Genomic DNA, 26,292 nt, shown 5'->3' with positions numbered 1-26,292 from the left:
AGCGGCGCGATACGCGAAATGCGTCTTATTCGGCAAGCTCCACAGCGGGCGCAACAACGCCGCGGGCGAGCTCGACCTCGTCGGAACCGCGGACCAGCTTAACAGTCTTCACCTCGGCCTTGTCGACCGGCTTCACCATGAACTGATGGAGCACCAGGTCCATGGTGGCGGGGGTGTTCTCGTCCGGCACGGCCATGGTGAGGGTGAGGACGCCGTCGGCGAAATCCACGCGGTCGACAGCGGGCTCGGGGATGGAGGAGCCGGCAACCTGCACCTGGATGGTGCCATCATCGAGCTGCGTCCAGAGGTCGCCGGGCATGGCGGCGCCCTCTTGGCCCTCAACGTTAAGGAAGGGCGCCTCGGCGTCCAGCGTGGCCTCCCAAGCGGGGCCGGCATCCGAGACGGCGGCGCTACCGGCCATGGAGCCAGCCGGAGCAGATCCATCCGTTGCTGCGGGAGCGCAGCCGGCAAGCAGCAGCGAAGCCGCGAGCACAAGGGCGCTGCGGCGGGTGATACGTGCGTCGAAGCTCATAAGCATCCTTTCAACGTTGTCACAACGTCCCCGATTATCCCCGATATCCCAGGCGCCCGCCAGCTCGACCACCTCCCTCCGAGAAGGCCGCCGAATATCCACGATAAGCGGTTGAAAAACACGACAAGCGGTCGTTTGCGACAAAAACCCCAACTCGCCTTCGCGATTCCTCCGCAATTGTGAAAATGGGTAAGATGGTGCCAATGAATAACCCAGTAGAAAGGAGCACGCGTGATCAATACATTCTGCAAGGCGCCGCTATGGGAGTGCAGCCCCACCCTCATCGCCGTCGCCCAGGGAACCCAACCCGCCGAGACCGTCATCAAAGGCGCGAAGCTCGTGAACGTCAACACCCGCGAGGTCCAAGAGGGCGTCGACGTCGCCATAGCCTGCGGGCGCGTCGCCTACGTGGGCGATGCCTCCCATTGCATCGGCGAGGGGACCCGCGTGATCGACGCCGACGGACGCTACCTGGCCCCTGGCTTTCTTGACGGCCACATCCACGTGGAATCGTCCATGATGGGCGCCTCCCAGTATGCGCGCGCCGTCGTGCCCCACGGCACCGTGGGCATCTACTGGGATCCCCATGAGGTCGCCAACGTCGTGGGGCTCGACGGCGTCAAGGTCATGGTCGAGGACGCGCGCCGCACGCCGCTCAAGGCCATGGTCACCACGCCCTCCTGCGTGCCGGCGGTTCCCGGCTTCGAGGATACGGGCAGCGCCATCGGCCCTAAGGACATCGCGGAGAGCATGACCTGGGACTTTGTGGTGGGCCTGGGCGAGATGATGAACTTCCCCGGCGTTCTCGCCGCCGCCGAGCACCCCATGGGCGAGATCGAGGCGACGCTTCGGGCGGACGCATGCGTGACCGGCCATTACTCGGTCCCCGAGACCGACCGCGGGCTCAACGCCTACGTCTCCAGCGGCGTGCGCTGCGACCACGAGTCGACGCGCGCCGAGGACGTGCTCGCCAAGGTGCGCCTGGGCCAGTACGCGCAGCTCCGCGAGGGATCGGCGTGGCGCGACCTGGCCCACCTCGCGCCGGCCATCACCGCGGGCGACATCGACACGCGCTTCATGAACCTCATCTCGGACGACACCCACCCCAACACGCTCGTCGAGTACGGGCACCTGGACCACATCCTGCGCCGCGCCGTGGCAGAGGGCATCGATCCGCTCGTCGCGCTGCAGATGGTGACCATCAACACCGCGACCTGCTTCCACATGGAGCACGAGCTCGGCAGCATCGCCCCGGGCAAGTGCGCCGACATGGTCCTCATGGGCAGCCTCACGGACTTCGACGTGCAGATGACCATGATCGACGGCGAGGTGGTGGCCGAGGACGGTCGGGCCCTGTTCGAGGTCGACGGCGCCGCCTATCCCGACTGGATCCTCAACACCATGCATCTCGGCGTACAGATCTCGCCCGAGACCTTCCGCATCCCGGCGGTCGACGGCGAGGGAAACGCCCTTTCCGGCGACACCGCCCGCGTGCGCGTGATGGAGGCCGTCTCCGGCCGCGTGAGCAACGTCGAGCGCCATCTGGATGTGCCGATCGTGGACGGCGAGCTCGTCGCCGACGCCGAGGGCGACGTTCTCAAGGCCTTCGTCTTCGAGCGCCATCACGAGACCGGAACCTTCGGCTACGGCTTCACCTGCGGCTACGGCATCCATGGCGCGCTGGCCCAGACCGTCGCGCACGACGCCCATAACCTGCTGGTCATCGGCGATAACGACGAGGACATGGCCATCGCTGCCAACGCCCTCGCATCCTGCGGCGGCGGCGCCGTGGCGGTACGCGACGGAGAGGTCCTCGGGCTGGTCGAGCTGCCCGTCGCGGGCCTCATGAGCACCAAGCAGCTCGAGGAGGTGGCTTCGGAAGTCGAGCGCCTCGAGCGCGCCTGGGAGGAGATGGGCTGCACCATGCCCTCGCCCTTCATGACCATGGGCCTGACCTCCCTTGCCTGCCTGCCCGACCTGCGCCTCACCAACCGCGGCCTGGTCGACTGCCTGACCTTCCAGTTCGTCCCCCTGGTCGTCGAGGAAGCCTAGTCCTCGGATCGGAAGCGAGCGAGTCGATCCATGAGACGAGGCCCCGGCCCCACGGTCAGATTCGACCGGGGGCCGGGGCCTCGGGCTTTCGGCGCGGGAAGGGGCGCGGTCCGATGCCTCCGGCCGCGAAAGCGAACCAGGGGGCGCCACGGCAACCAAACAGCTACGGAAGGGCGGCGAGCAGGTCCTCGGCCTGCAGGGCGATGCGCGTCTTGTCCCACTCCGGGATCTCGTAGACGCCCGTCTGCCAGGCGGAAGCGGGCAGCACGAACCCCTCGCCCTCTCCGCCCACGATCGACGCCTCTACGTATTCGAGCAGCTCGACGAGCTGACGGCGCACGTTGGCGTTCGCGGCCTTGCCGCCCGCGCCCGAGATGGCGACGGGCATGTCGGTGAGCGAGACGGCGGCGTCGAAATCGCCTGCCACCTGCGGACGGCTCAGCCAATCGAGCACGTTCTTCAGCCCCGCGGGATAGCTGAAGTTGTACTCGGGCGAGAAGATCCACACGCCGTCCGCCGACTCGACCTGCTCGCGGACGCGCGCCACGGCGGCCGGCGCCGGGAACTCGATATCCTCGTTCATCAGGGGAAGGTCCGCGTACTCGAGGTATTCGACCTCGGCACGCTTGCCCACGACCTCGGCCGCGTAGTCGGCGAGCGCGCGGTTGAACGAGCCGCGGCGCAGCGAGCCGACGATGAATACGAGCTTCTTGCTATGGGACATATCCGAACTCCTCGGGTTGGTGATGTATTACTTCGTTGATAGTATTTCTACCCTAATCGGCGCCGCAAAAACACCGCCCAGGACAATGCGCCATTACGTGCGAACGATACCGCCGGCAGTAAGCGGCATGGGGGCGCGAATCGAACTTGACCCGAGGGGCGGTTCAAGGGATAACCTTGTCAGGAAAACAACGTCAGGGGGAAGCATATGTCGCAAAGAAACGTCCAGAAGCTGGAGAAGCCGGCCGTCAAGCGCACGCTGAGGCGCTTCTGGGAGGTCACCAAGCTCGTGCCGGGAGCGGCGCTGCTCGCCGTCTTCACCTCGATCGCCTACATCGCGCTGCTCATCTTCGTGAACACCTGGGTGATGGGCCTCATCGTGGACCGCGTGCAGGCCTCTCCCGTGCCCGCCGATAAGGTATGGGAGGTCTTCGGCCCCTACATCCTGGCGTTACTGCTGGTGAACCTCATCGGCCAGATATGCTCCAAGCTGCAGGACTACGCCGTCTACAAGCTGCAGATCAACGGCAACTACCACCTGGCACGCCTGTGCTTCGACACGCTCTCCAACCAGTCGATGACCTTCCACACGAGCCGCTTCGGCGGTGCGCTGGTAAGCCAGACGAGCAAGTTCATGAGCGGCTACACCCAGATGGTGGACGTGGTCGTGTACTCGCTGATCCCCACCATCGCGAGCACCGCCTGCACCTTCATCGCGCTTGCGCCCGCCGTCCCGGCCTATGCCCTGGCGCTCGCCGTGATGCTCGTGGTATACGTGATCGTGGCGACGCGCATGTACCAGCGCATCCTGCCGCTGTCCGCCGCCACCGCCAAAGCGCAGAACCGCCTCTCCGGCGTGCTGTCGGACGCCGTGACCAACATCCTGGCCGTCAAGACGTGCGGGCGCGAGGACTTCGAGAAGGAGCTCTTCGACGAGGCGGACCTCGCGACCATGCGGGCGGAGAGCCGCTCCATGCGCGCCACCATGCAGCGCGGGTTCACCACGAGTGGCATCATCACCGTGATCATGCTCATCGTGTCCATCTTCGTAGCCGGCGGCAACGCTTGGTTCGGCATCTCGGGCGGCATGCTCGTCATGATGTTCTCCTACACCTACCAGCTCTCCATGCGCTTCAACTACATCAACTCGATGATGCAGCGCATGAACCGCGCCATCGGCGACGCGAGCGAGATGGCCCGCATCCTCGACGAGCCCCGACTCGTGGAAGACGCCCCCGGCGCGCCGGAGCTCGCGGTGCGGGAGGGCTCCATCGACTTCGACCACCTCGGCTTCGCCTATGCCGACGCCGCAGAGGGCGACAGGGTCTTCACCGATCTGAACCTGCATATCCCCGCAGGCCAGCGCGTCGGCCTGGTGGGGCGCTCCGGATCCGGCAAGACCACCCTCACCAAGCTGCTGCTGCGCCTGTCCGACGTGCAAGACGGCCATGTGTACGTGGACGGCCAGGACATCTCCGCCTGCACGCAACAGAGCCTGCGCCGCCAGATCGCCTACGTTCCGCAGGAGGCGCTGCTGTTCCATCGCTCCATCCGCGAGAACATAGCCTACGGCCGCCCCGACGCCACCGATCAGGAGATACGCCGCGCCGCCGAGCTCGCTAACGCACTCGAGTTCATCGACCGCCTGCCAAGCGGACTCGACACGCTCGTGGGCGAGCGCGGCGTGAAGCTCTCCGGCGGCCAGCGCCAGCGCGTGGCCATCGCCCGCGCCATCCTCACCGACGCGCCCATCCTGGTACTCGACGAGGCCACGAGCGCGCTGGACTCCGAGAGCGAGGCGCTCGTGCAGGATGCGCTCGAGAACCTCATGCGCGGCCGCACGTCCATCGTGGTGGCGCACCGCCTCTCAACGGTCGCCGCGCTCGACCGCATCGTCGTCCTCGCTGACGGCGAGATCGTCGAGGACGGCACGCACGCCGAACTCGCGGCGGCGGGCGGCGAGTACGCCGCCCTGTGGAACCGCCAGACCGGAGCGTTTTTGGACGGAGAATAAAGCGCGTGAGCGCTTTCACCCTCGGTTTGCACCCCATCCGCGCCGCATTGACGCCGGGCAAAGCCGTTCACCATGCACGCCGTGTGCAATCTTGTCGACTTTTCCCATCAAAAATCGAAATCGCTCGGTAGCGGGCGCGTTCCACTCATAAAACCGCAGGTCGCTGAATTGCTATCGCTTCTGTATATATTGCAGATGCAGGATGCGCCTGTGAAAAGTCGTCGCGATTGCACACGGCGCCCTGCGGCGGCGCGGCACGATACGCAAAAAGAAGGCAGTCGCCTCGCAGGACGGCTGCCTTCTTCGGGATTTGCCCCGATAACGCAGTTTTAAAGAGATGGGGCCGGCCAAGACCTAGCCCCGCGCCGCCTCGCCCGCCGGCTCCACGTCGGTACCCGGGACGGGAGCCTCCTCGGCCTTGGCGCGGACGCCGCCCAGGCTCACGACCTGCCGGGTTGACGCGCCGTCGTCGGAGGGCTTGGCATAGCCGAACTCGATGGCGTCGCCGACGCGGTAGCGCACGATCTCGAGCATGTCGGGCAGGGCGAAGTCATAGATCGCGCCGTCGCCCTCGAGCGTCACGTAGAAATGCGAGTTGCCGTCGATGACGGCCTGCGCGATGCTCGCGATCTTGCCTGAGGCCTTCTCCTCGGCGCCCGCCGCGGCCGCCTCCTCGTCCGACAGCGTTCCATCGACCGCCAGCATGGCCAGGTAGCTCTCCTGGGTGGATGCGACGGTGCTGCCCGTCGCGACCGCCTGGTAATGCTGCACGTTGATCATCGCGTACATCTTGACGAGACCGGCGTTGTCCTTCAGGGCCATGAAGTAGGTGGGCTGTCCCGACACGTTGAGCAACAGCGGGTAGGTGGCCTGGTACTTGAGGTTCTGGACCTGGCCCTCGGCCGAGTCCATGGCCGAGTCCTCGGTCGCGCCGGGGACGGAATAGAAGTGGGACTCGCCGGTACGCTGGTTGACCAGGATGAAGCCGATGCTGGAGCTATCGGCCGTCACAGACGTCACGCCGGAGTACAGGTAGATGTCGCCGCCCTGGGCGAGGTAGTTGTAGCCGAGCTGGCCGTCCTTGCCAGGCGTGGTGCGCACGACGCCCACCTGGCCGAGGATCGAGTTGAGCCAGCCCTTGCCGTAGGCGCCGCTCCAGTTGTACTGCTGGATAAGGAGGTCGGACGGGTAGGCGCGGTCGACCCAGGCGGGCACCTCGTCGATAGCGTAGTCGGCGGTCTCGCCCGTGCAGGCGTTCACGAGCACGACGCGGTTGATGGTGGTTCCCTCGAACAGGCCGATGGTGCGCTTCTGGACCGGGAAGACCCACCAGGGCGTGCCCTCCTCATCGAGCTCGAAGGACTTCTGGTCGAACATATAGGTGGGGTACTTGAGCTGCGCGTAGCGGTCGATGTTGCGCGCCAGCGGCTCGGACTCGCTGTACTTGATGGGCTGCTTCAGGCGGACGACCTCGGCCTCCTGCGTGACCATGTCCACGAGCACGTAGGCGGGGATGCCGTTGCCGCGGTTGGAGAACCACTTGAAGAGGTCGGCGTAGGTGAGCGGGCTCACGCGGACCGGACGGCCCTGGTAGTTGATCTGGCTGTAGGCCGGGCTGATCTCGAACTGGCTGACGTACTCGGGGATCGAGCCCATGGCGCGGTTGCCGAGCAGCACGGCGGAGTCGCGGTCGATGACCGGGACCTCGGAGTAGTCGACCTGCTCGATGTCCTTGGCAAAATCGCCCTCGGTGGTCTTAAGCACCGACGCGAAGCGCTCAGCGTTGCCCGGGACGAAGGGCTGACCCAACAAGATGCCCAAGAAGAACGCGACCACAAACGCCCCGGGAACAATCACCAGGCGGCGGAAGAGCGTACGGTGCTTCGCGCTCCTGATGGCGGCAACCTGCAGTCCGAGGATCGCGACGAACGCGATCATGAGTATCCAGCTCCAAACACGCGGACTCTGCAGGTTGAGCGCGGGATGGAACCACCAGTACCCAACCGCGAGCGCGATGGCGAGCAGAATGGCGAGCGCGATGAACGCGCGGCGGCTCCATTGGGCAACGCGCTGGGCAAAACCGCCCGCACCATGGCTCGATCCGCCGTTCTTGCCACCGCTCTTACCAGCTGATCCGGCAGGTCGCCCCTCTCCGTCGACGACAGCGTCAACGGGGATGGGGCCATCGTGCCCGGAACCGGCATCGTCGCCGAAGTCCGAACCGAAGCCCGCGCTGGAAAACCCGAACATGGTATGCAGCATATCCTGAAAATCGTCGTTATCGAATCCGTTACCTTGGGCCACTGTAGGTCCACTCCTCCACTCGTTGCGTACCCGCGCGCTCCGCACCTGGACAGGTCGAAGCCAAACGTTGCGTAACGTCAACTATACCCAACAAAAACCAAGGCCAAACCGCCCCGCGCTATCAAGCGAGCGAGTACAATGAATGATTCATCCATATCTACGTTGCAAGGGAGCCCCCTCGTGAGAGTCGTTGTCTACACCGATGGCGCAGCGCGCGGAAACCCGGGCAGGGGCGGATTCGGCGCCGTCCTTCGCTATCAGGCCCCGTCGGGCAAAGAGCATGTCCTCGAGCTGTCGCGTGGCTACGAGCGCACCACGAACAACCGCATGGAGCTTCTCGCCGTCATCGAGGCGCTCGAAGCGCTCAAGCGCCCGTGCGAAGTCGAGCTTCATTCCGATTCGCAGTATGTGGTCAATGCGTTCAACAAGCATTGGGTCGACGGGTGGATCAAACGCGGCTGGCAGACTTCGCAGAAGAAGCCGGTCAAGAACATCGATTTGTGGAAGCGGTTGCTCACGGCGAAGGAGCCCCATCGCGTCACCTTCATGTGGGTGAAGGGGCACGCCGGACACCCGATGAACGAGCGCTGCGACCAGCTCGCCACGACGGCAGCCGACTCGGGGGCGCTCGCCGTGGACCATGGATTCATCGAGGGCGACGCAGACTAACGCAGAAACAGCAAAGGAGCGACCATGATTCGCATCGCCACCATCGGCACCAGCATGATCGGTGACAGCTTCATCGACGTACTCAACGATAACCCCCGCGCCCGATACATCGGCACATTCTCGCGAGACGCGAATCGCGCGGAGGAATTCACACGCGAGCACGGCGGCGAGCGCCCGTTCCGTTCGATCGAGGACATCGCGAGCGCCCAGGACATCGACGCGGTCTATCTGGGCAGCCCCAACGCCATCCATCTCGAGCAGGCTCTCGTCTGCATCGCAGCCGGGAAGCACGTCCTGGTGGAGAAGCCGGTCTGCGCCACCGCGCTCGAAGCGCGCAAGCTCTTCGAGACCGCCAACGCAGCAGGCGTCGTTGCGCTCGAGGCCATGCGCCCCCTCCACGACCCGGCTCTCAAGATCATCCGCGATGCGCTACCGCGGCTCGGGAAGATCCGCCGGGCAACCTTCCGGTTCGGCAAGTATTCATCCCGCTACGACGAGCTCCTATCCGGTCGCCATACCAATATTTTCGACTGCAACCTGGCAACGGGAGCGCTCATGGATATCGGCGTGTACTGCGTCGAGCCGCTCATCGCGCTCTTCGGTGCACCGAACGCCATCCAGTGCGCACCCGTGCTTCTGGACGAATCGACCGAGGCGCTCACCCATGGGCGTCTAGACGGAGCCGGCGTCATCACGGCATCCTACGACCATATGGCGGCCACGCTCCACTACTCGAAGATCACGCAGGATCTTGCTGAAAACCAGATTGAAGGCGAACGGGGCACGTTGACGTTCGACGGCATCTCCATGCCGTCCGGTGCACGTATCGACGAACGCGTCTCGGGCTCGGACGGCGTCGGCTATTCGAGCACGGCCACCTCGAAGCACGAGCTCGAGCTTCCGTCATGCGCCAATAGCATGGCCTACGAGCTCGAGGACTTCCTTGACGCGATCGCATGCGTGCAAAACGGCAGCTCGCCCTCGGCCGCACCGGCAGGCTGGGTCGGAACGATCGGAGATGCACAGGAGATCTCCCTGCGCTCCCTCCTTCTCATGGATGAAGCCCGCCGCCAATCCGGCATCCGCTTCCCCGCCGACCACGACCGCTAGGAAACGCGGGTTTTCCGCAGACTTCTTACAACCGGTACAGCCAGCCGAAGGCCCGAAGCCGCACGCTTCGGGCCTTCGTTCGTTCAATCCAGTCAAGGAGATGTAGAGCAAAAGCTTCCCCGTGCCTGCACCGCGGCCATAATGTGTCTATACTGCTATAGCATATTGATGAACGTAGGAAGGGGCGGCATGGCCGTACAACGACGCAATACCAGACAGCGCGCCATGGTACTCGAAGCCGTGCGCAACCACGACGACCACCCCACCGCCGATGATATCTACGTCGACATTCGTCGCATCGATAGCAAGATCAGCCGCGGAACGGTATACCGCAACCTCAACCTTCTGGAGGAGACGGGGCAGATCAGCACCGTACGCACCGAAGGGGGCTGCCGCTTCGACTGGCGCGTCGACGGACACGCCCACCTGATTTGCAGGCGCTGCGGCTGCGTTGCCGACGTGGCGCTACCCTATCGCCCCGAAATCGATACGGACCTCCAGGAACGCAGCGGTTTTACCGATGTGACCCACGCCACGCTCTTCCGCGGCATCTGCCCCGGCTGCCAGGCACGCGCCCTCCCGACGGAAGGCGCGCAAACCGGCGCATAACCCCGCGTTACTCCTTCACCGGGGTGTAATACGTTTCGAGCACCGTTCGGTACACGCTGTCCGCATCGAGATGGAACTCGGCATGCGCGGCACCCGGAGCCATCTCGCCCTCCAGCGACACCACGTTGAACGATGTCATGCCATGGTCGAGCATCTGGCTAATCAGATACGAGAACTGCTCGAAACCCAAATTGGTCCAGGTGTAATCGAGCGCCTTCTGATAGAGGTTGAGCACCGTGGCCGGATCGCTTGCCGCGCTCTGCAAAACCTGGGTCGAGAACGCCTTGAGATAAGACATCTGACGGGCCTGTCGATCGAGCGAGGAATTGAGCTGCGTCGTATCTCGATATTGCACGTACAGCTCGGCGCTCTTGCCGCGAAGCGTCGTCTCGACGCCCTCGCGGATGCCGGCAGGGGGAACGCTTTGCACCGGCGTCAGCCGAACACCGCCAACGGCGTCGTTAAGCGGGCCCACGCCCTCGACGTTGAGCGTGAAATAGTAGTCGATGGGCATGCCGTACAGCACGCGCGAAGCGCACTGCGTCACCAGTTCCGAACTCTGCTCATGCGAGCTGCCATACGAATACTGCAGGCACAGCTGCAGCTGGTGCTGGCCGTTGTAAACACCGTCGATATAGGTGTCGACCGCGACCATGCTGTCGCGCGGGATCACGATGCCGGTCGCCTTACCCGACTTGGTATCGAGCGCGACCACCATCACGGTATCGGACTGCCCCGCCACATCGTATCCAGCCGTAGCGTTCTTCGTGCGGTTATCGAAGCCGATGAACGCGATGGACACCATATCCTCGTTCAAACGATAGGTCGTACCGTTGTATTCAACAGTGGTACCCTTGTTCTCGACGGCTTTCTGCATGGATTGCTCGAAAGAACGGCGACCGCGCGCGATGGAACGGTTGATGAAGACCGCCGCCCCGGCCGCACCGACCGAAAGGACGACGAGCACGACGATGATAGCGCGAACGGCGATACGGCGTGCGCGGCGGGAACCGGAGGCAGCTTCAGCCCCCTGCCCTTCGCCATCGAAAGCCGACTCCCCCTCATCGGACGAACTGTTCAGGGCGGGGATCGCCGGCGACTCTTCCACCTCGGTCGCATCGGGCGCGGCATCTTCACTGCGCGGCCTAAAATGATTGCCCTTCGGCGTTTCCTGTGTCATCTACTTCGTCTCCTGATCCGAGGTGAGCACGGCGCTCACCAGATAGCGCGAGGTGCCGTGAAACTCATTGAGCATGCAGGTGCTCAACTGAACGATCTTGCTCTCGGGGGTGAGTTCGATTCCCTCGCGAACGCATTTCAACATGGAGTCGGGGTTCGCTACGAAATCGAAGTATTCCTGGCGAACCTCGGGCTTGCTGAAGTTAAACGAATTGAGAATGTGCCGGTCGTCGTACTTGTAGGCAGATACGACGGTATACGTGTAGATGTGGCCCGGACGATAGATGTAGAACGTGGGATTCGCATCGAAGAACGCCTGGTCCTCGAAATAGTGCAGGTTCTTAAACACGCCGTCGATATCGTGACCGTATATCACCGTGACGGGATCGGAGAAGTCCTGCTTGTTGGCAACTTGGGAAAACGCGGTGCCGACGGGCGAATACGCACCATTTTGATCATGCGTGAGGTAGAAGAAGTCATCGGTCGCGCTCTGCTGCACCGGCGTGTTGATCTGGGCGCCGGGGATATAGAGCCATGCATAGCTTTCGACGTTGCTCTCCCACAGGGCATCGAAGTTGATCGGATTCTCCGGCAGCTCCGCGGTGGATTCCTGCGTTGCCTCCGCAGGGGTTTCGGGCACCTCGGCGCCCTGCATGCGCTGCTGAGCGCGATAGACCTGCACCTGCTGCCAAACAAGATAGCCGCTGCCAGCAACCACGCAGACGATCGCGAGGGCGGCAACGATGCGAAGCATGCGTCGATGCGTATCGCGAGATTGCGGTTCGTTCGTCATATCACATCCATCCCTGTCGAAAACCCCATGGTAGACGAGAGGGCCCGTCCTAAGACGAGCCCTCTCGAACCTTCATGAAGCTACCATGCGGTATAAACGCTACTTGGAAGCCTTCTTGCGCAGCGACACGAACGCACCGCCAGCGACGGCGGCGGAGACAGCGGTGCCGGCAGCGACGACCATGGTGTTAAGGCCGGTCTGCGGGGACTTGGAACCGGTGTCGGTGTTCACCACGGTATCGGCCTTCTTGGCAACGATGGTGTGGATGGAGAGGGTGTCGGTAGAGAAGGTAACGGTGCCGTCGGAGCTAGCGGTCTTGTTGATGACCTCGTTCTCAGCCTTGCCCTCGTGGTCGACGTACACGGTCACGGCAGCATTCGCATACTCGGAACCAAGGTTGTAGGCAAACTGGAACGGCGGCTCGACCTTACCGCGGGACTCGACCTTGAACGATGCGATCTCGGCATAGCCCTCGGCAACCTCGGCGTTGGCAGCGCGAAGCTCCTCCGTCGGGGTGATGATGAGCTCGCCGGTGCCGTTGCAGGCGGCGGCAGCCTTCACCTCGACGCCGGACGGCGCGGAGAACGTGATGGTCTGGGCCTTGACGTCGCCCACGGGGCTCTCCCAAGCCTGAGCGCTCACGGGAAGCGCGAGAGCGAGGGCAAGAGCACCGAGAACAGTGATGAACTTCTTCATGTTCAATCTCCCTTCATGCTGAATGCGGCGCGTATGCCGCGACGTAGGTAAGAAGTATACTGCACGCACGGACGATAATTCGAAACGAAGGAAATAATCGCATCGTTCTTGCAACAATTTTACAATACGCAGCCCATCGCCGACGAAATGCGCCGCGACGGGCTGCGAGAACAGCATGCACAGATATATACATGTCGTAGCCGAGGATGGCCGCCGCTCCACCAGACCACATCGGCGGCGGTTCACCGCAGACGGTTTCGCATCGATCGAATCGCAGCCGGCCTACTCCTGCGCGAAGAAAGCAAGTGCGATGGCGCCGGGACCGACATGCGTACCGATCGTAGCGCCCACCGAATGCACGGGAAGCTCGTCGCCGGGATATGCCTCCCACAGGTCGCGATGAGCCTCGATATAATCGCGCAGCAATGCATCGCTCACACCCGAATAGCCCAAGACAAGGGGCATGGAGAAGTCGACGCCCGTGCGCTCGATAGCCTTTCGCAGCAGGTTTCGGCCGTGCTTCTGGCCGCGCGCCTTGCCGACGAGTTCGACGGCGCCGTCCGCAACCGTGATCACCGGCTTGATGGAGAGAATCTCTCCCACCGCGCCGGCGGCAGCGGAGATCCTGCCGCCGCGCCGGAGGAACTCGAGGGTATCGAGCAGGCCGAGTACCACCACGCGGTCGCGCACGGCTTCCAGCGCAGCCACGATCTCGTCGGCCGAAGCGCCCTCGTCAAGCAGTCGAAGCGCATACTCGGTGAGCGCCCGCTCGCCTACCGTGACGCTGTGCGTATCGACGATACGGACCTTGGCATCCACCAGGCCCGCCGCCGTGACAGCGCTTTGATGGGTCCCCGACAGCCTTTCCGACAGGGTGATGACCACGATGTCCTCGCCCGCAGCGATCGCCTCCTCGTACGCCTGCGAGAACGCATAGGGGTTCACCTGCCCCGTGCTGGGCAGGTCGTCGCCCTCGGTGAGCAGCTCGTAGAAGCGGTCGTTGGTGATGGTGACGCCATCGAGGTAGACATCCTGGCCAAAGACGACGGACAGGGGCAGAACCGTGAGCTGCGGATGATCCGAGCTGCTCATATCGCTGGCGGAATCGACGATGATGCGGACTGGCATGGGGGTTCCCTCCTTATGGGGCGGCGCGGCGCGCCTCTGCTTCGTTACGAGAAATGTGCTTGAGCCGATCCAGAACCGTTGCGAGCGACCGGTACATGACCAGACGGTCCTCGGCGGAAAGCTCGTCACCGGCCTGCGCGACCACGCGCGCGATGGTGTTCACGGCCTCGTCCATGGCGCGGACGCCTTGCTCGGTCAGATAGAGGCGGGCCCGGTAGCGGCCCGAACGCTCATCTTCGACCATGCGGATGAAGCCTCGCTCCTCGAGGCCCGCCGTATAGCGGGAAATGGCGGCCCGCGTCACGCCGGCGCGGCGCGCCAGCTCGGCGCTCGTGAGACCCTCGGGTTCGCGATGCAGCTGGTAGAGCAACATGATGTCGGCGCCCTTCAAGCCCAGCTTCGCCGCCTCCGCGGCCTTGATCCGCTGGATCTCCTTTGAAATCGCCCCGATCAATCCGACAAAATCCTCGAAGCGCTCCTGCTCCATCATGTCACCTCCCGTGCTGATGCATCGCATACGGCTCGTTAACGCATTAACATCTTACGAATGTTTGTTAAGCCGTCAACAACTACGCAACTTCGACACATCGACTTCCATACCGTCTTCGAGCATAGGGCATAGCGCGTCCGCACCGCGTCGTCCGGCGTAAAAAAACACGGCCCCGCAGTTCAAAGCGAGGCCGTGGGAGAGCGGCGCGCACCGAGAAGCGGCGCATAGGGGGATGTAGCTGCTAGGCGCCGAAAAACGCCAGGGCGCTCATGGCAGCCAGGAATGCCAGAGCAAACGGCAGGACGGCCTTGAGCAGCTCGGCGTCCTTGCCCGTAACGCGAACAGCGGCCAATCCGATGGCAAGCGTCTGCGGCGAGAGCATCTTGCCCGCGGCCACGCCCAGCGAGTTGAGGGCGACCATCCAGTAGGGATCGGACGAAAGCGCCATCGCGGCCTCGTGCTGAACGGGACCGAAGAGCATGCCGGAGCTCGTGCCCGAGCCCGTCACGAAGGTGCCGACCATGCCGATCCACGGCGCCACCAACGGGAAGAACACACCGGCAACGCCGATGCAAAACGCCGAGATGGAAGAGATCATGCCCGCGTACCCCATCACCTTGGCGCACCCGAGTACCGACAACATGGTAATGACCGTGGGCATCATCTGCTTGACGGTATCGCGCAGTACCTCGCCCATCACCTTGAGGCTGGCGCCTTGGATGGCGCCGCCCGCGAACGCGGCCAGAAAGATCCATACGCCGGGCGTATTGATCCAGGAGAAGGTAAGGGTCCCCGGATTGGGACCGCTGAACACCTGCACGCTGGTGGCGAATTGCGCCAGGAAGGCGTTTACCGGCGGCACGAGCTTAGACGTACCCAGCAGCAGCACGAAGATGAGAATGAAGCACGACCAAGCCTTGAGCGCCCGGCCGGCATCGAGGTCCTCGGCCTCGGGGGCCTCCATGTGAAAGCGCGCATCGAGCTTACCGGAGCGCTCGGCGCGCATGGCGAGCACCGCCGTAACCGCGAGCGCGCAGATGCTGCCCACCACGACGGAGAGCTCGGGTCCGACGAACGTGGCCACGAGATAGGCGGGCACCACGAAGGCCGCACCCGAGGCGAGCGCGATGGGCGCGACGCCCGCGAAACGCTGGCCCAGGGAAGGCGCGGGCGCATCCTTGAGCGACGGCAGCGAAGAACCGCCCGCCACGTAGACGATGAGCAACGGGGCAACGATGAAGAACGGTGCGAGCTGCAGCATCTGCACCGAGGCGAGCTGCGCGGCATCGAGTCCCACCAGGTTGGCCAAAGACACCGTAGGGATGCCGATGGAGCCGTACGGCGTGGGCACGCCGTTGGCGAGCAGGCACATGAGCACGGCCGGGATGGGTGAGAAACCCAACGCGGCCAACATGCCCGCAGGGATGGCCACGGCCGTTCCGAAGCCGGCCATGCCCTCCATGAAGCCGCCGAAGCACCACGCGATAAGCAGCGCCAGAATGCGGCGATCACTTGAGATAGAGGTGATCATGCCGCTGATCACATCCATGGCACCGGTCTTCACGCAGAGGTTATAGGTGAAAACCGCCGCGATGATCACCAGGACGATGGGCCACAGCGCCATCAGGAAGCCCTCGAGACTCGCCGTGGCAACCTGATCGACCGGCATGCCCCAGCGCGTCGCCGCGAGCGCAGCGGCGATGACGAACGAACCTATAGCCGCCTTCCACGTGGGCCACTTGAACAGCAGCAACATGACGACGAGCCACAGGATGGGAACGAGGGCTAAGAGAAACGAGATGAAATCCATATATATCCCCAACACGTCCGGCGACGCGGCTGCGCGCACGCTCATCGCGCGCTTCGGTCGCGCCGGCACCGTAGTAAAACGTATCAGAGGATACCGCAAGCGCCGCGCGACGCGAGAAGAAACAAAAAGCGTTACCGAACGTGGTTGCAAATTCGATGTCCGAGAGCATGGCTATAATGAATCGAATCGACACGCGGCGCCCGGCTATCGGCGCCCGCGCCCGAACGGCGGCGGCGCGGTTCGCCCGAGCCGCGATTGAGCAGGCAGGAGGCTGATGTGAGCATCACTTTGCTCGATAGGATGCGCAAGCGCCTCGCGCGGCGCGGGGCCATCGCGGTGGGCAGCCCCCAGAGCAGGCGCAGGCCCACGTACCGTCCCGCACCCAACGATTCCGCGGACGCGGCGGCCCAGCGCGAGGCCAAGCGCCCTGAACGCGAGCAGACCTTCATCACCCGCATGGTAAACCAGTGGTGGACCCGCCTGCTCGAAGCGGTATACGAAGGATCGCTCAGCGAGCAGGAAGCGGAGTACGAGTCGCACTGCACCAAACGCGACTACCTATGGAATACCGTGGGCGTCGGCGTGTGGGGCATGGTGTTCCCGCTGCTCACCGTAGTGACAACGCAGCTCGTCGGCGCCGAGCAGGCGGGCATGTTCTCCATGGCGTTCGTCACCGGCACGCTGCTCATGATCGCGGCGAGCTACGGCGTCCGCAATTTCCAGGTTTCCGATATCGACGAGGTCGACTCGTTCTCATCCTACCAGGTCAACCGCTGGATAACCGGTGCGCTCGCCCTCGTTGCGGGCATCCTGTACTGCACGTTTCGCGATTACAGCCCCGACATGATGACCATCTCCCTGGGTGTCTACGTTTACAAGATGGTCGACGGCGTCGCCGACGTCTACGAGGGCAGGCTCCAGCAGGCCGATAAGCTCTATCTGGCCGGAATCAGCCAGGCGCTGCGCTCGCTCGCGGTCGCCGCAGCCTTCTCCCTCGCGCTCTTCATCACGCGCAGCCTGCCGCTTGCCTCCGTAGCCATGGCGGTTGTTGCCGTGGCGTCGCTGGTGCTGCTCACCATCCCGCTGGCGCTGCTTGAAACCGAAAAGTCGCGAGGGGTGCGCCTTGAGGAGGTCACCGGCCTGCTGCGCCGATGCCTCCCGCTGTTCGCCGCGCTCTTCCTGTTCAACCTCATCGAGAGCATGCCCAAGTTCGTGATGGAGGGGATGCTCCCCTACGACAACCAGCTCTACTTCAACGCGCTGTACTTCCCCGCCCAGGGCATCCTGCTTGCGATCGGCTTCGTCTACAAACCGCAGCTGCTGCGCTTGGCGAGCATCTGGTCCAATCCGCGTAAACGACGCCGCTTCGACCTGGTGGTCGCGGCGATGATGGCCGTCGTCCTAGCCGTAACGGTATTCAGCGGGGTCATGATGGCCTGGATCGGCATACCCGTCATGAGCTTCATGTACGGAGTCGATTTCGAACGCTTCCGCATGCTCGCCTACCTCATGATCGCCGCCGGCGGCATCACCGCGGCCATCGATTTCCTATACGCCATCATCACTGTGCTGCGCCGCCAGGGCGACGTGATGAAGCTCTACCTGATATCTTTCGCCGCGTCGGTCATAGCGCCCCTCGTGCTCGTCGCCCTGCTGGGGCTGATGGGCGCCGTGATAAGCTACCTGTTGGTCATGGCTCTGCTGCTCGTCTTGCTGATAGTGGAGTACGTGCACATCCGCCGCGCCATCACGCGCGAACGCAACCCCTTTGCCTAGCTCGCAGCCGAGCGGCCGCGCGCCAGGCCGCCGCCCCCGCAACCATGGAGGTCCCGCAATGACAGACGAAACGAACCCCTGGAACGACATTCGAAGCAGCTCGGTGGACGGCCGCCCCCGGACCGAAGCGGGGCACCGGGACCTACCGCCCGTGCCCGCCTCCGCCGAAGCAACCGCGCCCGCCCCGGCGCCGGATGCAGAACCGATCGGCGCACCAAAGGAAGCCGCAGCCGCGCCGGACGACGCTACGTCGCCGAACAGCCTGGGAAACCAGCCCGCGGCCTCGGGCGAGTCGGAGGCCCGCGCCCTCCCGCCGGTCGCCGCGCCCGCACCCGCCGCCGCACAAGCGAGCGCGAACTACAACCTAACCGTCACCTCGGTGATCTTGGGAGCCCTTTCCATCCTGTTCAGCGCCGTGCCCCTTGTCGGACTCATCCTGGCCATAGCCGCCATCGCCTGCGCCGCACGCTCGACGCGCGGCACCGCCCCAACCGGCCTGTCCACAGCGGGCAAGGTGCTCGGCATCGCGGGCGCCATCATCTCGGCCCTCGTCAACCTGCTGCTCATCGTGTCGATCTGGCTGGCCGCCGGCGCCCTCGGCGAAACCTATACAACCCTCGAAACGAACACCGTCGACTCGCATCTGGACAATAGGGGCGATGGCCCGAATGCGGTCGAGCAGGATGAACGCGAGCTCCACGACCTGATCAAGCCCACGTTCGACGCCCTCGAACCCACGGACCCCGAGCTTAAAACACAGGTGAAGCAGTACCTGGCATCGATGGTGCTCGATGATTTCGGCGACGATATCGATTCCTTCGGCGTTGACCCCGAGGCGTATGCCAACTGGATGCTTGTGGACCTCAGCTTTAGGACAAGCGATATGCTCACGCGCGATTCAGCGGGCACCTGCTACGTCTATGTGACGCATCGCGACCCCATCGCGTTCGTCATCGTGTGGGCGAAGGCGCTCGACAAAGCCGCCGACGACCCCGCATACCAGCATCTACCGCAAGAACAGGCGGCCGCCCTCATGCAGGACATCTTCTACACCTGCCTCGCGGAGTGCACCGCCACCACCGAGACCCGCGCATCCTTCGAATTCGAGTCCACCGACGGCGTCTGGTCACTCGATGAAGAATCATGGGACGAAGCCTATCCGAAGATCTTCTTTCCCGAGGAATAACCAGAAGATTTAGCAAGACGGCTCCGGAGTGGCCGAACCACCCGGGGCCGTCTTCGTTTGAAAACCCTCTGCGGCACACGGTTGCCAGCAACCGAAAAATCCCGGAGAGGCTATGCGCCCTCGCCTACGGGGACGTACCATGTCGCGCGGTCCTCGAGTCGCATGATCCCCACGCGCCCGGTGGGCGAACCCGTTGCCGCAGCGCAATCGATGCAGATGCGATCGGCCTCGCCGCCGGTGTCGCGACACGCCCCCACCTCGACCACGCAGCCCTGCAGATCCTCGGTCACACCGGTGCCCGACATCAAGCGTCCATAGCGCCCAAGATACAAGGAGGGCGTATGACCGGAAACAACCACGGGGCCGCGTCCGTCGCGGCCGATCAGGCCCGTAGCTTCGCTCCAGAAGTCGCCGCGGATCCACAGCAGGTCATCGGACACCTGCTGGGAGAGCATGGAGGCGAGCTGCGCGACCGAGGCATCGCGCGCGCCGCCCGCAGCATCCACGGGCACGCCCGCCGCGCGCAGGTTGGCACGGGCGGCGGCGGCGTCGATGCCCGCATGCACGAGCAGGTGCGCACGCGTGGCCGCGGCGAGCTCGGGATCTCCGGGATGGGAGCGGCGCACGCGCTCGTCGGCCACCTCGACCACGTCGAACAGCGGCAGCCCCGACAGCCACTCGATAAGCTCGCCAGCCTCCTCGCCCGAGAGCGCATCGAGCTCGCGCGACGTAGTTGATCCGCCGTTCATCTGCCAGAGCAGCAGCTCGCGATCGTCATCGGCTGCCAGGACATCAAGGAGCATGCGCTCGTGGTTGCCCATGAGCACGCGAGCGTTGGGGAGCGACCGAACGAGCTTCACCACGCCGATGGGATCGGGTCCTCGATCGACCATATCGCCCATCACGTAGAGCACGTCGTCCGATCCCAGCCCCACCAGCTCGAGGGCGGCATCGAGGGCACGCAGGTACCCGTGCACATCAGATGTAACGTAGGTCGCCATGGGGTCCCCTCTCGGCATCAACCTTCAACCTTAAAGTGATAGTTTACTCTTTCTTTAACGAGGCGGCGCCCATTTCATCCCGGCGGGCGCTGCACAGGGCGCCACCCACCAGTCGAGAATGGAAACCCCATACATCGTGAGCTGCCGGAACGCGATCATGGAGACGGCGGGCCCTTGCTCTTATCGCAAAAGGTAACGTTTCGGTTACAGCCGTCATACTCTTCTATAGTAAAGTACATCCCTTACGCGAGCGCACCTCCGCGGACGTCGTACCAGGCACCGCGACAGACGGCGCGTCTTCACCCGCAAACGTTAGGAGCACCTATGGCGCGCGTTCACAACTTCTCGGCAGGCCCCGCGGCCCTTCCCCAGAGCATCCTGGCCGAGCTGTCCGACGAACTGGCCGAATACGGAGATGCGGGCATGTCCGTTATGGAGATGAGCCATCGCTCCGCCGCATTCCAGCGCATCATCGACGAAGCCGAGGCCACGCTCCGCCGCATCCTGAATATTCCCAACCGCTACCGCGTCCTGTTCCTTCAGGGCGGCGCCACCCTTCAGTTCGCAGGCATCCCTCTCAACCTCATGAAACGAGGGCGAGCCGGCTACGTTGTGAGCGGCAGCTTTGCCAAGAAAGCCTGGTCCGAGGCGCAGCGGTACGGCGAAGCCCTCGCGCTCGCCAGCAGCGAGGATACCGGATTCGACCGCATCCCCGACCTGGCGCCCGTCGAGGCGCGCGCGGCCGCGGGCGACCTCGACTACGTCTACATCTGCCAGAACAACACCATCTACGGCACGCAGTTCCATGCGCTGCCAGACTGTGGCGAGACGCCGCTCGTAGCCGACGTGTCAAGCTGCTTCCTCAGCATGCCGCTCGAGATCGAGCGCTACGGGCTCGTGTACGCGGGCGCGCAGAAGAACGCCGGGATCGCGGGTGTGACCGTGGTCATCGTGCGCGACGACTTGATCGACGACGGACCCGCCAGCCCCTATTGCCCCAGCTACCTCGATTACCGCCTGGAAGCGAGCAAGGGCTCGATGTACAACACGCCCAACACCTTCGGCATCTACGTATGCGGCAAGGTATTCCGATGGATCGAGGAGACCGGGGGCCTGGCGGCCATGCAGCAGCGCAACGAGGGCAAGGCGCGCCTGCTCTACGAGACCATCGATACCAGCTCGTTTTACCGGGGCGTTTCCCAGCCGGACTCGCGGTCCATCGCCAACGTGACGTTTCGCACGCCAACGCCCCAGCTCGACGCCGAGTTCGTGGACTTCGCTGCCGCGCGCGGCATCGTCAACATCAAGGGGCACCGCGCCGCCGGCGGCCTGCGCGCGAGCATCTACAACGCGGTGAGCAGGGAATCCGTCGAGGCGCTGGCGGCCTGCATGCGGGAATTCGAGACGGCGAGCGAAGCGCGATCTAGGTAGGGGCGCCTGGCCCCTGCCCCCCCGAGGCACCGGGCCTCGACGCCCGAGCCCGCAGCCCCCACGTTCTGCAACGAAGCAAAAGGAAACCATCATGCGCTACATCAAGACGATCGACGACATCACCAAGGACGGGCGCGTCGAGTTCGGCGAGGGCTACGACTTCGTAGACGAAGCCGAGGAAGCCGACGCCATCCTCATGCGCTCGACCGACCTGCACGGCTACGAACTGCCCCGAAGCATCCGCGCCATCGCGCGATGCGGCGCGGGCGTGAACAATATCCCCATCGAAGAGTACGCGCGCCAGGGCGTCGTGGTGTTCAACTCGCCCGGCGCTAACTCCAACGCTGTAAAAGAGATCGTGCTGGCCATGATGATCATGTCGAGCCGCGGTATCGTGCAGGCCATGCAGTGGGTGCGCGACAATGCGCGCGACCCGAATATCCTGGCCGATGCCGAAAAGGCCAAGAAGGCCTTCGTAGGCCGAGAGCTGCGCGGCAAGCGCGTGGGCATCGTAGGCCTGGGCAACGTGGGATCAAAGGTTGCCAATGCGTGCGTGGACCTTGGGATGGACGTGTACGGCTACGATCCGTTCATCTCCGTGGAGCACGCCTGGGCGCTCTCGCACAACGTGCAGCGGGTAGGCACGCTCGAGGACCTTTGCCGTGGATGCGACTACCTCACGCTGCACGTGCCTTCGAAAGCCGACACGATCCGCATGATCTCGAGCGAGCAACTCGCCTTGCTCGCGCCCGGCGCCGTGCTTATCAACTTCGCCCGCGAGACGATCGTCGACGAAGACGCTGTCGACGCCGCCCTGCGCACGGGCGCGCTTTCGTGGTTCGCCTGCGACTTCGCCACCCCTAAAACCGTGCGCATGCCGCATACGTTCATCACCACGCACTCGGGTGCGGGAACCGAAGAGGCCGAAGCGAACTGCGCGGACATGGCGATATCGGAGCTCAAAGATTATCTGGAGAACGGCAACATAGCCAACTCGGTGAACTACCCGGCGTGCAACATGGGCAAGGCGCGAGCCGCCAGCCGCGTGGCCTGCCTGCATGCCAACGTCCCCAACATGATCGGGCAGATCACGGCCGTCCTCGCCAAGGACAACGCCAACGTGCAGCGCATGGTCAACGAAAGCGCCGGCGAGAACGCCTACACGATGTTTGATACCGATGAGCACCTCGACGCCCGGACGATCGATGCCCTCAAGCAGATACCCGCCATCCATCGCGTGCGCGTAATCAAATAGGACCGCCTCGGCGCGGACGCCGTGTTTTTTAAAACCCGCAGCGCTTCCCTGGGGTTAGGATAGATACATACGCGCGCTCGAAGCGCGCCCCGTGCACCACCGTGAGAGGACCGCCATGAAAGCGCTGCCGTTTCCCTGCATCCGCCCCGTTCCCGAGCATGCCGCCGAGGTGGCCGCGCTGCCCTACGACGTGTTCGATCGCGCCGAGGCCGCTCGCTACGTAACCGAACGGCCGCTTTCGTTTTTGAACATCGACCGACCGGAGACGCAATTCGCGCCCGAACAGGACATGTACGCCCCCGAGGTCTACGCCCGCGCCTCCGAGCTGCTGCAGGAGCGCCTGGACGACCACACGCTCCTTCGCGACCCCGGCATGTGCTACTACCTCTATGAACTAGAGCGCAACGGCCGCGCGCAGACGGGCCTCGTCGCCGTGTGCGCGGTTTCGGAATTCGAGAACGGCGCCATCAAGCGCCACGAGCTCACGCGCGAGGACAAGGAGCGCGACCGCATCGCGCATATCCGCGCGCTGGGCTGCCAGACGGGCCCGATCTTTCTGACCCATCGCGACCAGCCGGTTCTCGACTTCATCCTGAGCGCCGCCAAGCAGGCCACACCGTTATACAACTTTGTGGACGATTCGGGCGTTCGCCAGACCGTGTGGGAGATCAAACGTCAGGATTCCGTAGAGGCCATCCGCGCAATGATGGATACCATCCCGTGCGCCTACATCGCCGACGGTCACCATCGTGCCGCCAGCGCCGTGAAGGTCGCCCGCTCCATGCGCGAGGAGGCGCAGGCAGCCGGCGCCTACACCGGCAAGGAGCCTTTCAACTACGTGCTATCCGTGCTGTTCCCGGCAAGCCAGCTCTCCATCCTGCCGTACAACCGCGTGGTGGCCGACCGCTGCGGTATGAGCGCCGATGAGCTGGTGACGCGCGTTGCGAACGCCGGGTTCCACGTGGAGGAGCGCGAGGGCGCGATCGAACCCGTGCATGCCGGCATCTTCGGTATGTACGCCTCGGGCCGTTGGTGGGCGCTCACGCCCGACGACGAGCTCGCCGCCAAGCTGCACGAGGCCGACCCGGTGGCATCGCTCGATGTTTCCGTGCTGCAAGACCGCGTGCTGGGGCCCGTCCTGGGCATCGAGGACCCGCGGCTCGACGCGCGCATCGCGTTCGTGGGCGGAGTCCGCGGAACCGACGAGCTCGAGCGGCGCGCGGGCGAGGAGGGCGTAGCGTTTTCGCTGCACGCCACGAGCATCGACCAACTGCTCGCCGTTGCCGATGCAGGGCTGCTCATGCCGCCCAAGTCCACATGGTTCGAGCCCAAACTGCGCAGCGGCCTGTTCATCCACCGCATTGCGAAATAGGAGGACGCATGGGCAAGAAGTCCGCCGCTACGAAGACGCGGCGCCTTGTGGAAGATAACGAGCGCTCATACGGCTCGGAAGCGCGGGCGCGCTGGGGCGACGACGCCGTCGATGCGAGCAACCGCCTGCTACTCGATTTGAGCGAGAGCGAGTTCGAGCGATTCCAAGCACTCGGGACGCAGATCAACACGGAGCTCGAGGCGGCGGTGCAGCGGGGGCTGGACCCCGCTGGCGAGAGCGGCGAGCGCATCTGCGGTCTGCACCGAGAATGGCTCGGCTACACATGGAGCTTCTACACGCCCGAAGCGCACCGTGGCCTGGCCGAGATGTACGTGGCGGACGAACGCTTTACCGCCTACTATGACGGCGCCGTGGCGGGCTGCGCCGCCTGGCTGCATGACGCGATCTGCGCCTGGGCGAAGTAGGCCGGCCGTGAGCGCCGCCGACATCGCGCAGCTCACAAATGGTAACGGCAATTTGTTGCATCCATGAAGATGGAGCCGTGGTCGGACTCCCCCACTCGAAACCGCTTACTCCGGCGCTGTTCGGGTAAACCACAGTTGAGGATTACCTTACATGTGTATGTTAGGAGATTTCGACCATGGCACACTTTAATGAATTCGACCGTACGGGACACGATCCGTTCATCTTCGACGAACGCGGCATGATCGACCGCGGCGTCAAGACGGTCCGCTGGATTTACGGCGTCACAGGCGTGATGGGCCTGCTCGCGGGCGCGGCCCTGCTCTTCTGGCCGGTCAAGACCATGGTCGTGCTCACGGTGGTACTGGGCGTGTACTTCATCGTCGCCGCGATCGTGAGGCTCGTTGCGGCCATCGGGGCACCCATCCTGCCGTCCGGCTGGCGCGCGCTGAGCATCATCACCAGCCTGCTGCTGCTCTTCGGCGGCATCGTCATGGTGCGCAACCAGACGCTTTCCGCAGCGGCGCTCACCACGTTCGCGGTGCTCGCCATCGGATTTGGCTGGATCATCGAGGGCGTGATGACGCTGGTGGAATCGGGCGCCGTGCACAACCGCGGCCTGGCCGTGTTCTCCGGTGTGCTATCGATCATCGCGGGTATCGTGGTGTTCCTGTTCCCGCTGGAATCGACCGAGATGCTCGTGCTGTTCGCTGGCGCCGCCCTCGCGGTGCTGGGGGCGACGCTGCTCGTACGCGCGTTCACGTTTGGACGGGTTGATTAGGTACAAAGCAGGCGATCGTTTGGCGGGCACGGATGTGTCGATAGGGTTTTCGCGCGAAACAGCCGGATGCCAACGCAGGCATGCGCAGGCGCTCTGGAGGCCGGCACGCAAACCTTTCGGCACCTCTATAACCGGCCGCGTAGGGGGGGCGGCAACGCCCCCCCTACTGCATCACCTTGTCCATCAGCTCCTCGTAGGTGCTCACGAAGTCATAGCGCACGTCGTCCTCGCCCAGCTGCTCGAAGAGCTTGCGGGCGCACCTGATCTTCGCCTTCTCGACCCCCTTGAGGTTGAGCGTCTGCAGCGACCCCTTGGTCTCTGCCACGAAGAAGATGTGCTTCACCGAGCCCTCGTTGAAGGCGATGGCCCAGTCGGGCGCGTAGTCGCCCACGGGCGTGGGGATCTTGAACGAGCGCGGCAGGTGCGCGAAGGCGCACACGTCGGCCGACTCCTCGAGGTCCTGGGCGAACTTCCGCTCGATATCGCTGTCGAGGACCGTCCAATCCTGCACGCCCTTGCACGAGGTGGGCAACGCCCGCGACAAGCCCTCAGGCATGTCCTCGGCAAAGATCTCCGCGGCATCGTACTCGCCGGCCACGCGGTTGTAGCGAATGTGCTCCACGACCATACGCGCCTTCTCGTCCACGATGAGCGCTGCCGTCTTGACGATGAACTCCTCGGGGTTCACGCGGAACATAGCGAAGCGATCCGGAGCGATGCCCGCCAGGATGCTCGCCGCGCTGCCGCGGGTGATGCGTGCCTTGTCAGCCACCTCGTCCACGAGGTCGTACGCCACATTCGACACGGCGCCGGCATCGACCTCGAGCGTGCGCGACACGGCACCGGCAAAGCTATCGGAGCTCTCGAGTTGCTCGCGCGTCGCCTCGGCGCGCTGCGACCCCTGCTTGAGCCTATAGCGGGGCGTCGACACGGAAAGGTTGGCGTTGATATTCGCCAC

General features: G+C 64.2%; 22 protein-coding genes and 1 pseudogene. 12 read left to right on the top strand and 11 right to left on the bottom strand.

The window, feature by feature from the left end; translation table 11 throughout:
- Nucleotides 1-25 precede the first annotated feature (25 nt).
- On the bottom strand, nucleotides 26-532 hold the full coding sequence (locus tag I2E26_RS02350) for a hypothetical protein (protein ID WP_229056348.1): 507 nt from the start codon (nucleotides 530-532) through the stop codon (nucleotides 26-28).
- A 231-nt stretch (nucleotides 533-763) separates the two neighbouring features.
- Between I2E26_RS02350 and ade the strand changes: the two genes are divergently transcribed.
- Nucleotides 764-2,584 (top strand): adenine deaminase, encoded by a 1,821-nt coding sequence (ade, locus tag I2E26_RS02345; RefSeq protein ID WP_195419468.1) that lies wholly within the window; start codon nucleotides 764-766, stop codon nucleotides 2,582-2,584.
- A 163-nt stretch (nucleotides 2,585-2,747) separates the two neighbouring features.
- On the opposite strand, the gene I2E26_RS02340 is transcribed toward ade, so the two are convergent.
- Nucleotides 2,748-3,308 carry an NADPH-dependent FMN reductase gene (locus tag I2E26_RS02340; RefSeq protein ID WP_195419467.1) on the bottom strand — a complete coding sequence of 187 codons (561 nt, stop codon included), beginning with the start codon at nucleotides 3,306-3,308 and terminating at the stop codon, nucleotides 2,748-2,750.
- A gap of 207 nt (nucleotides 3,309-3,515) precedes the next feature.
- Between I2E26_RS02340 and I2E26_RS02335 the strand changes: the two genes are divergently transcribed.
- Nucleotides 3,516-5,321, top strand: coding sequence for an ABC transporter ATP-binding protein (locus tag I2E26_RS02335; protein WP_195419466.1), 1,806 nt, complete (start codon nucleotides 3,516-3,518; stop codon nucleotides 5,319-5,321).
- A gap of 354 nt (nucleotides 5,322-5,675) precedes the next feature.
- Here I2E26_RS02335 and I2E26_RS02330 read toward each other — a convergent pair whose 3' ends face one another.
- Nucleotides 5,676-7,625 carry a Tat pathway signal sequence gene (locus I2E26_RS02330; RefSeq protein ID WP_195419465.1) on the bottom strand — a complete coding sequence of 650 codons (1,950 nt, stop codon included), beginning with the start codon at nucleotides 7,623-7,625 and terminating at the stop codon, nucleotides 5,676-5,678.
- A gap of 180 nt (nucleotides 7,626-7,805) precedes the next feature.
- On the opposite strand from I2E26_RS02330, the gene rnhA reads away from it, so the two are divergent.
- From rnhA to I2E26_RS02315, 3 genes are all read left to right on the top strand, one after another.
- Entirely contained in the window at nucleotides 7,806-8,294 is a 489-nt protein-coding gene (gene rnhA / locus I2E26_RS02325) for a ribonuclease HI (protein WP_195419464.1), read from the top strand.
- 24 nt (nucleotides 8,295-8,318) lie between these two features.
- The gene (locus I2E26_RS02320) at nucleotides 8,319-9,404 is read left to right on the top strand and encodes a Gfo/Idh/MocA family protein (RefSeq protein ID WP_195419463.1); all 1,086 of its coding nucleotides are present in this window, start codon (nucleotides 8,319-8,321) and stop codon (nucleotides 9,402-9,404) included.
- Between the two features lie 189 nt (nucleotides 9,405-9,593).
- Complete coding sequence (locus tag I2E26_RS02315; RefSeq protein WP_195419462.1) at nucleotides 9,594-10,013, top strand: transcriptional repressor; 420 nt, start codon at nucleotides 9,594-9,596, stop codon at nucleotides 10,011-10,013.
- A gap of 7 nt (nucleotides 10,014-10,020) precedes the next feature.
- Here the strand turns inward: I2E26_RS02315 and I2E26_RS02310 are convergent, their stop codons facing one another.
- The 6 genes from I2E26_RS02310 to I2E26_RS02285 form a co-directional block, all read right to left on the bottom strand.
- Nucleotides 10,021-11,193 (bottom strand): LCP family protein, encoded by a 1,173-nt coding sequence (locus I2E26_RS02310; protein WP_195419461.1) that lies wholly within the window; start codon nucleotides 11,191-11,193, stop codon nucleotides 10,021-10,023.
- Nucleotides 11,194-11,985 (bottom strand): class B sortase, encoded by a 792-nt coding sequence (locus I2E26_RS02305; protein ID WP_195419460.1) that lies wholly within the window; start codon nucleotides 11,983-11,985, stop codon nucleotides 11,194-11,196.
- A 99-nt stretch (nucleotides 11,986-12,084) separates the two neighbouring features.
- On the bottom strand, nucleotides 12,085-12,681 hold the full coding sequence (locus tag I2E26_RS02300; RefSeq protein WP_195419459.1) for a hypothetical protein: 597 nt from the start codon (nucleotides 12,679-12,681) through the stop codon (nucleotides 12,085-12,087).
- 282 nt (nucleotides 12,682-12,963) lie between these two features.
- Nucleotides 12,964-13,809 (bottom strand): DegV family protein, encoded by an 846-nt coding sequence (locus I2E26_RS02295; RefSeq protein ID WP_195419458.1) that lies wholly within the window; start codon nucleotides 13,807-13,809, stop codon nucleotides 12,964-12,966.
- 13 nt (nucleotides 13,810-13,822) lie between these two features.
- Nucleotides 13,823-14,296, bottom strand: coding sequence for a MarR family winged helix-turn-helix transcriptional regulator (locus I2E26_RS02290; protein ID WP_195419457.1), 474 nt, complete (start codon nucleotides 14,294-14,296; stop codon nucleotides 13,823-13,825).
- A gap of 244 nt (nucleotides 14,297-14,540) precedes the next feature.
- A complete protein-coding gene (locus tag I2E26_RS02285; RefSeq protein ID WP_195419456.1) occupies nucleotides 14,541-16,109 on the bottom strand; it encodes an L-lactate permease in 1,569 nt (522 codons plus the stop codon).
- Between the two features lie 300 nt (nucleotides 16,110-16,409).
- On the opposite strand from I2E26_RS02285, the gene I2E26_RS02280 reads away from it, so the two are divergent.
- Together I2E26_RS02280 and I2E26_RS02275 are read left to right on the top strand one after the other, a co-directional pair.
- A complete protein-coding gene (locus I2E26_RS02280; RefSeq protein ID WP_370551424.1) occupies nucleotides 16,410-17,885 on the top strand; it encodes a lipopolysaccharide biosynthesis protein in 1,476 nt (491 codons plus the stop codon).
- Between the two features lie 58 nt (nucleotides 17,886-17,943).
- Nucleotides 17,944-19,071 (top strand): hypothetical protein, encoded by a 1,128-nt coding sequence (locus I2E26_RS02275; RefSeq protein ID WP_195419454.1) that lies wholly within the window; start codon nucleotides 17,944-17,946, stop codon nucleotides 19,069-19,071.
- A gap of 110 nt (nucleotides 19,072-19,181) precedes the next feature.
- Here the strand turns inward: I2E26_RS02275 and I2E26_RS02270 are convergent, their stop codons facing one another.
- Nucleotides 19,182-20,072, bottom strand: a complete 891-nt coding sequence (locus I2E26_RS02270; RefSeq protein WP_195419453.1) for a metallophosphoesterase — start codon at nucleotides 20,070-20,072, stop codon at nucleotides 19,182-19,184.
- A gap of 324 nt (nucleotides 20,073-20,396) precedes the next feature.
- On the opposite strand from I2E26_RS02270, the gene serC reads away from it, so the two are divergent.
- The 5 genes from serC to I2E26_RS02245 all read left to right on the top strand — a co-directional run bounded on the left by serC (nucleotide 20,397) and on the right by I2E26_RS02245 (nucleotide 25,334).
- Entirely contained in the window at nucleotides 20,397-21,503 is a 1,107-nt protein-coding gene (serC, locus tag I2E26_RS02265; protein WP_195419452.1) for a 3-phosphoserine/phosphohydroxythreonine transaminase, read from the top strand.
- Nucleotides 21,504-21,594: 91 nt separating this feature from the next.
- Nucleotides 21,595-22,758 (top strand): phosphoglycerate dehydrogenase, encoded by a 1,164-nt coding sequence (locus tag I2E26_RS02260; RefSeq protein WP_195419451.1) that lies wholly within the window; start codon nucleotides 21,595-21,597, stop codon nucleotides 22,756-22,758.
- Between the two features lie 115 nt (nucleotides 22,759-22,873).
- Nucleotides 22,874-24,130 (top strand): DUF1015 domain-containing protein, encoded by a 1,257-nt coding sequence (locus I2E26_RS02255; protein WP_195419450.1) that lies wholly within the window; start codon nucleotides 22,874-22,876, stop codon nucleotides 24,128-24,130.
- 8 nt (nucleotides 24,131-24,138) lie between these two features.
- Nucleotides 24,139-24,555: a TipAS antibiotic-recognition domain-containing protein gene (locus I2E26_RS02250; RefSeq protein WP_229056346.1), complete on the top strand. Its 417-nt coding sequence runs from the start codon at nucleotides 24,139-24,141 to the stop codon at nucleotides 24,553-24,555.
- Between the two features lie 176 nt (nucleotides 24,556-24,731).
- Nucleotides 24,732-25,334: an HdeD family acid-resistance protein gene (locus I2E26_RS02245; protein WP_195419448.1), complete on the top strand. Its 603-nt coding sequence runs from the start codon at nucleotides 24,732-24,734 to the stop codon at nucleotides 25,332-25,334.
- A gap of 163 nt (nucleotides 25,335-25,497) precedes the next feature.
- On the opposite strand, the pseudogene I2E26_RS02240 reads toward I2E26_RS02245, so the two are convergent.
- A pseudogene (locus tag I2E26_RS02240) lies at nucleotides 25,498-26,292 on the bottom strand (restriction endonuclease subunit R); the annotation flags it as partial.

The sequence above is a fragment of the Collinsella sp. D33t1_170424_A12 genome (genome assembly GCF_015554865.1).
GTDB lineage: Bacteria > Actinomycetota > Coriobacteriia > Coriobacteriales > Coriobacteriaceae > Collinsella.
The sequence above is the reverse complement of the archived record's forward strand: the minus strand, read 5'-3'. Positions and strand labels throughout refer to the sequence as shown.

Bases quoted from the DNA above. Each gene is read 5' to 3' on its own strand.
- I2E26_RS02350 (WP_229056348.1), bottom strand. From the start codon at position 532: ATGAGCTTCGACGCACGTATCACCCGCCGCAGCGCCCTTGTGCTCGCG.
- I2E26_RS02340 (WP_195419467.1), bottom strand. From the start codon at position 3,308: ATGTCCCATAGCAAGAAGCTCGTATTCATCGTCGGCTCGCTGCGCCGC.
- I2E26_RS02335 (WP_195419466.1), top strand. From the start codon at position 3,516: ATGTCGCAAAGAAACGTCCAGAAGCTGGAGAAGCCGGCCGTCAAGCGC.
- I2E26_RS02320 (WP_195419463.1), top strand. From the start codon at position 8,319: ATGATTCGCATCGCCACCATCGGCACCAGCATGATCGGTGACAGCTTC.
- I2E26_RS02315 (WP_195419462.1), top strand. From the start codon at position 9,594: ATGGCCGTACAACGACGCAATACCAGACAGCGCGCCATGGTACTCGAA.
- I2E26_RS02310 (WP_195419461.1), bottom strand. From the start codon at position 11,193: ATGACACAGGAAACGCCGAAGGGCAATCATTTTAGGCCGCGCAGTGAA.
- I2E26_RS02305 (WP_195419460.1), bottom strand. From the start codon at position 11,985: ATGACGAACGAACCGCAATCTCGCGATACGCATCGACGCATGCTTCGC.
- I2E26_RS02300 (WP_195419459.1), bottom strand. From the start codon at position 12,681: ATGAAGAAGTTCATCACTGTTCTCGGTGCTCTTGCCCTCGCTCTCGCG.
- I2E26_RS02295 (WP_195419458.1), bottom strand. From the start codon at position 13,809: ATGCCAGTCCGCATCATCGTCGATTCCGCCAGCGATATGAGCAGCTCG.
- I2E26_RS02290 (WP_195419457.1), bottom strand. From the start codon at position 14,296: ATGGAGCAGGAGCGCTTCGAGGATTTTGTCGGATTGATCGGGGCGATT.
- I2E26_RS02285 (WP_195419456.1), bottom strand. From the start codon at position 16,109: ATGGATTTCATCTCGTTTCTCTTAGCCCTCGTTCCCATCCTGTGGCTC.
- I2E26_RS02280 (WP_370551424.1), top strand. From the start codon at position 16,410: ATGCGCAAGCGCCTCGCGCGGCGCGGGGCCATCGCGGTGGGCAGCCCC.
- I2E26_RS02275 (WP_195419454.1), top strand. From the start codon at position 17,944: ATGACAGACGAAACGAACCCCTGGAACGACATTCGAAGCAGCTCGGTG.
- I2E26_RS02270 (WP_195419453.1), bottom strand. From the start codon at position 20,072: ATGGCGACCTACGTTACATCTGATGTGCACGGGTACCTGCGTGCCCTC.
- serC (WP_195419452.1), top strand. From the start codon at position 20,397: ATGGCGCGCGTTCACAACTTCTCGGCAGGCCCCGCGGCCCTTCCCCAG.
- I2E26_RS02260 (WP_195419451.1), top strand. From the start codon at position 21,595: ATGCGCTACATCAAGACGATCGACGACATCACCAAGGACGGGCGCGTC.
- I2E26_RS02255 (WP_195419450.1), top strand. From the start codon at position 22,874: ATGAAAGCGCTGCCGTTTCCCTGCATCCGCCCCGTTCCCGAGCATGCC.
- I2E26_RS02250 (WP_229056346.1), top strand. From the start codon at position 24,139: ATGGGCAAGAAGTCCGCCGCTACGAAGACGCGGCGCCTTGTGGAAGAT.
- I2E26_RS02245 (WP_195419448.1), top strand. From the start codon at position 24,732: ATGGCACACTTTAATGAATTCGACCGTACGGGACACGATCCGTTCATC.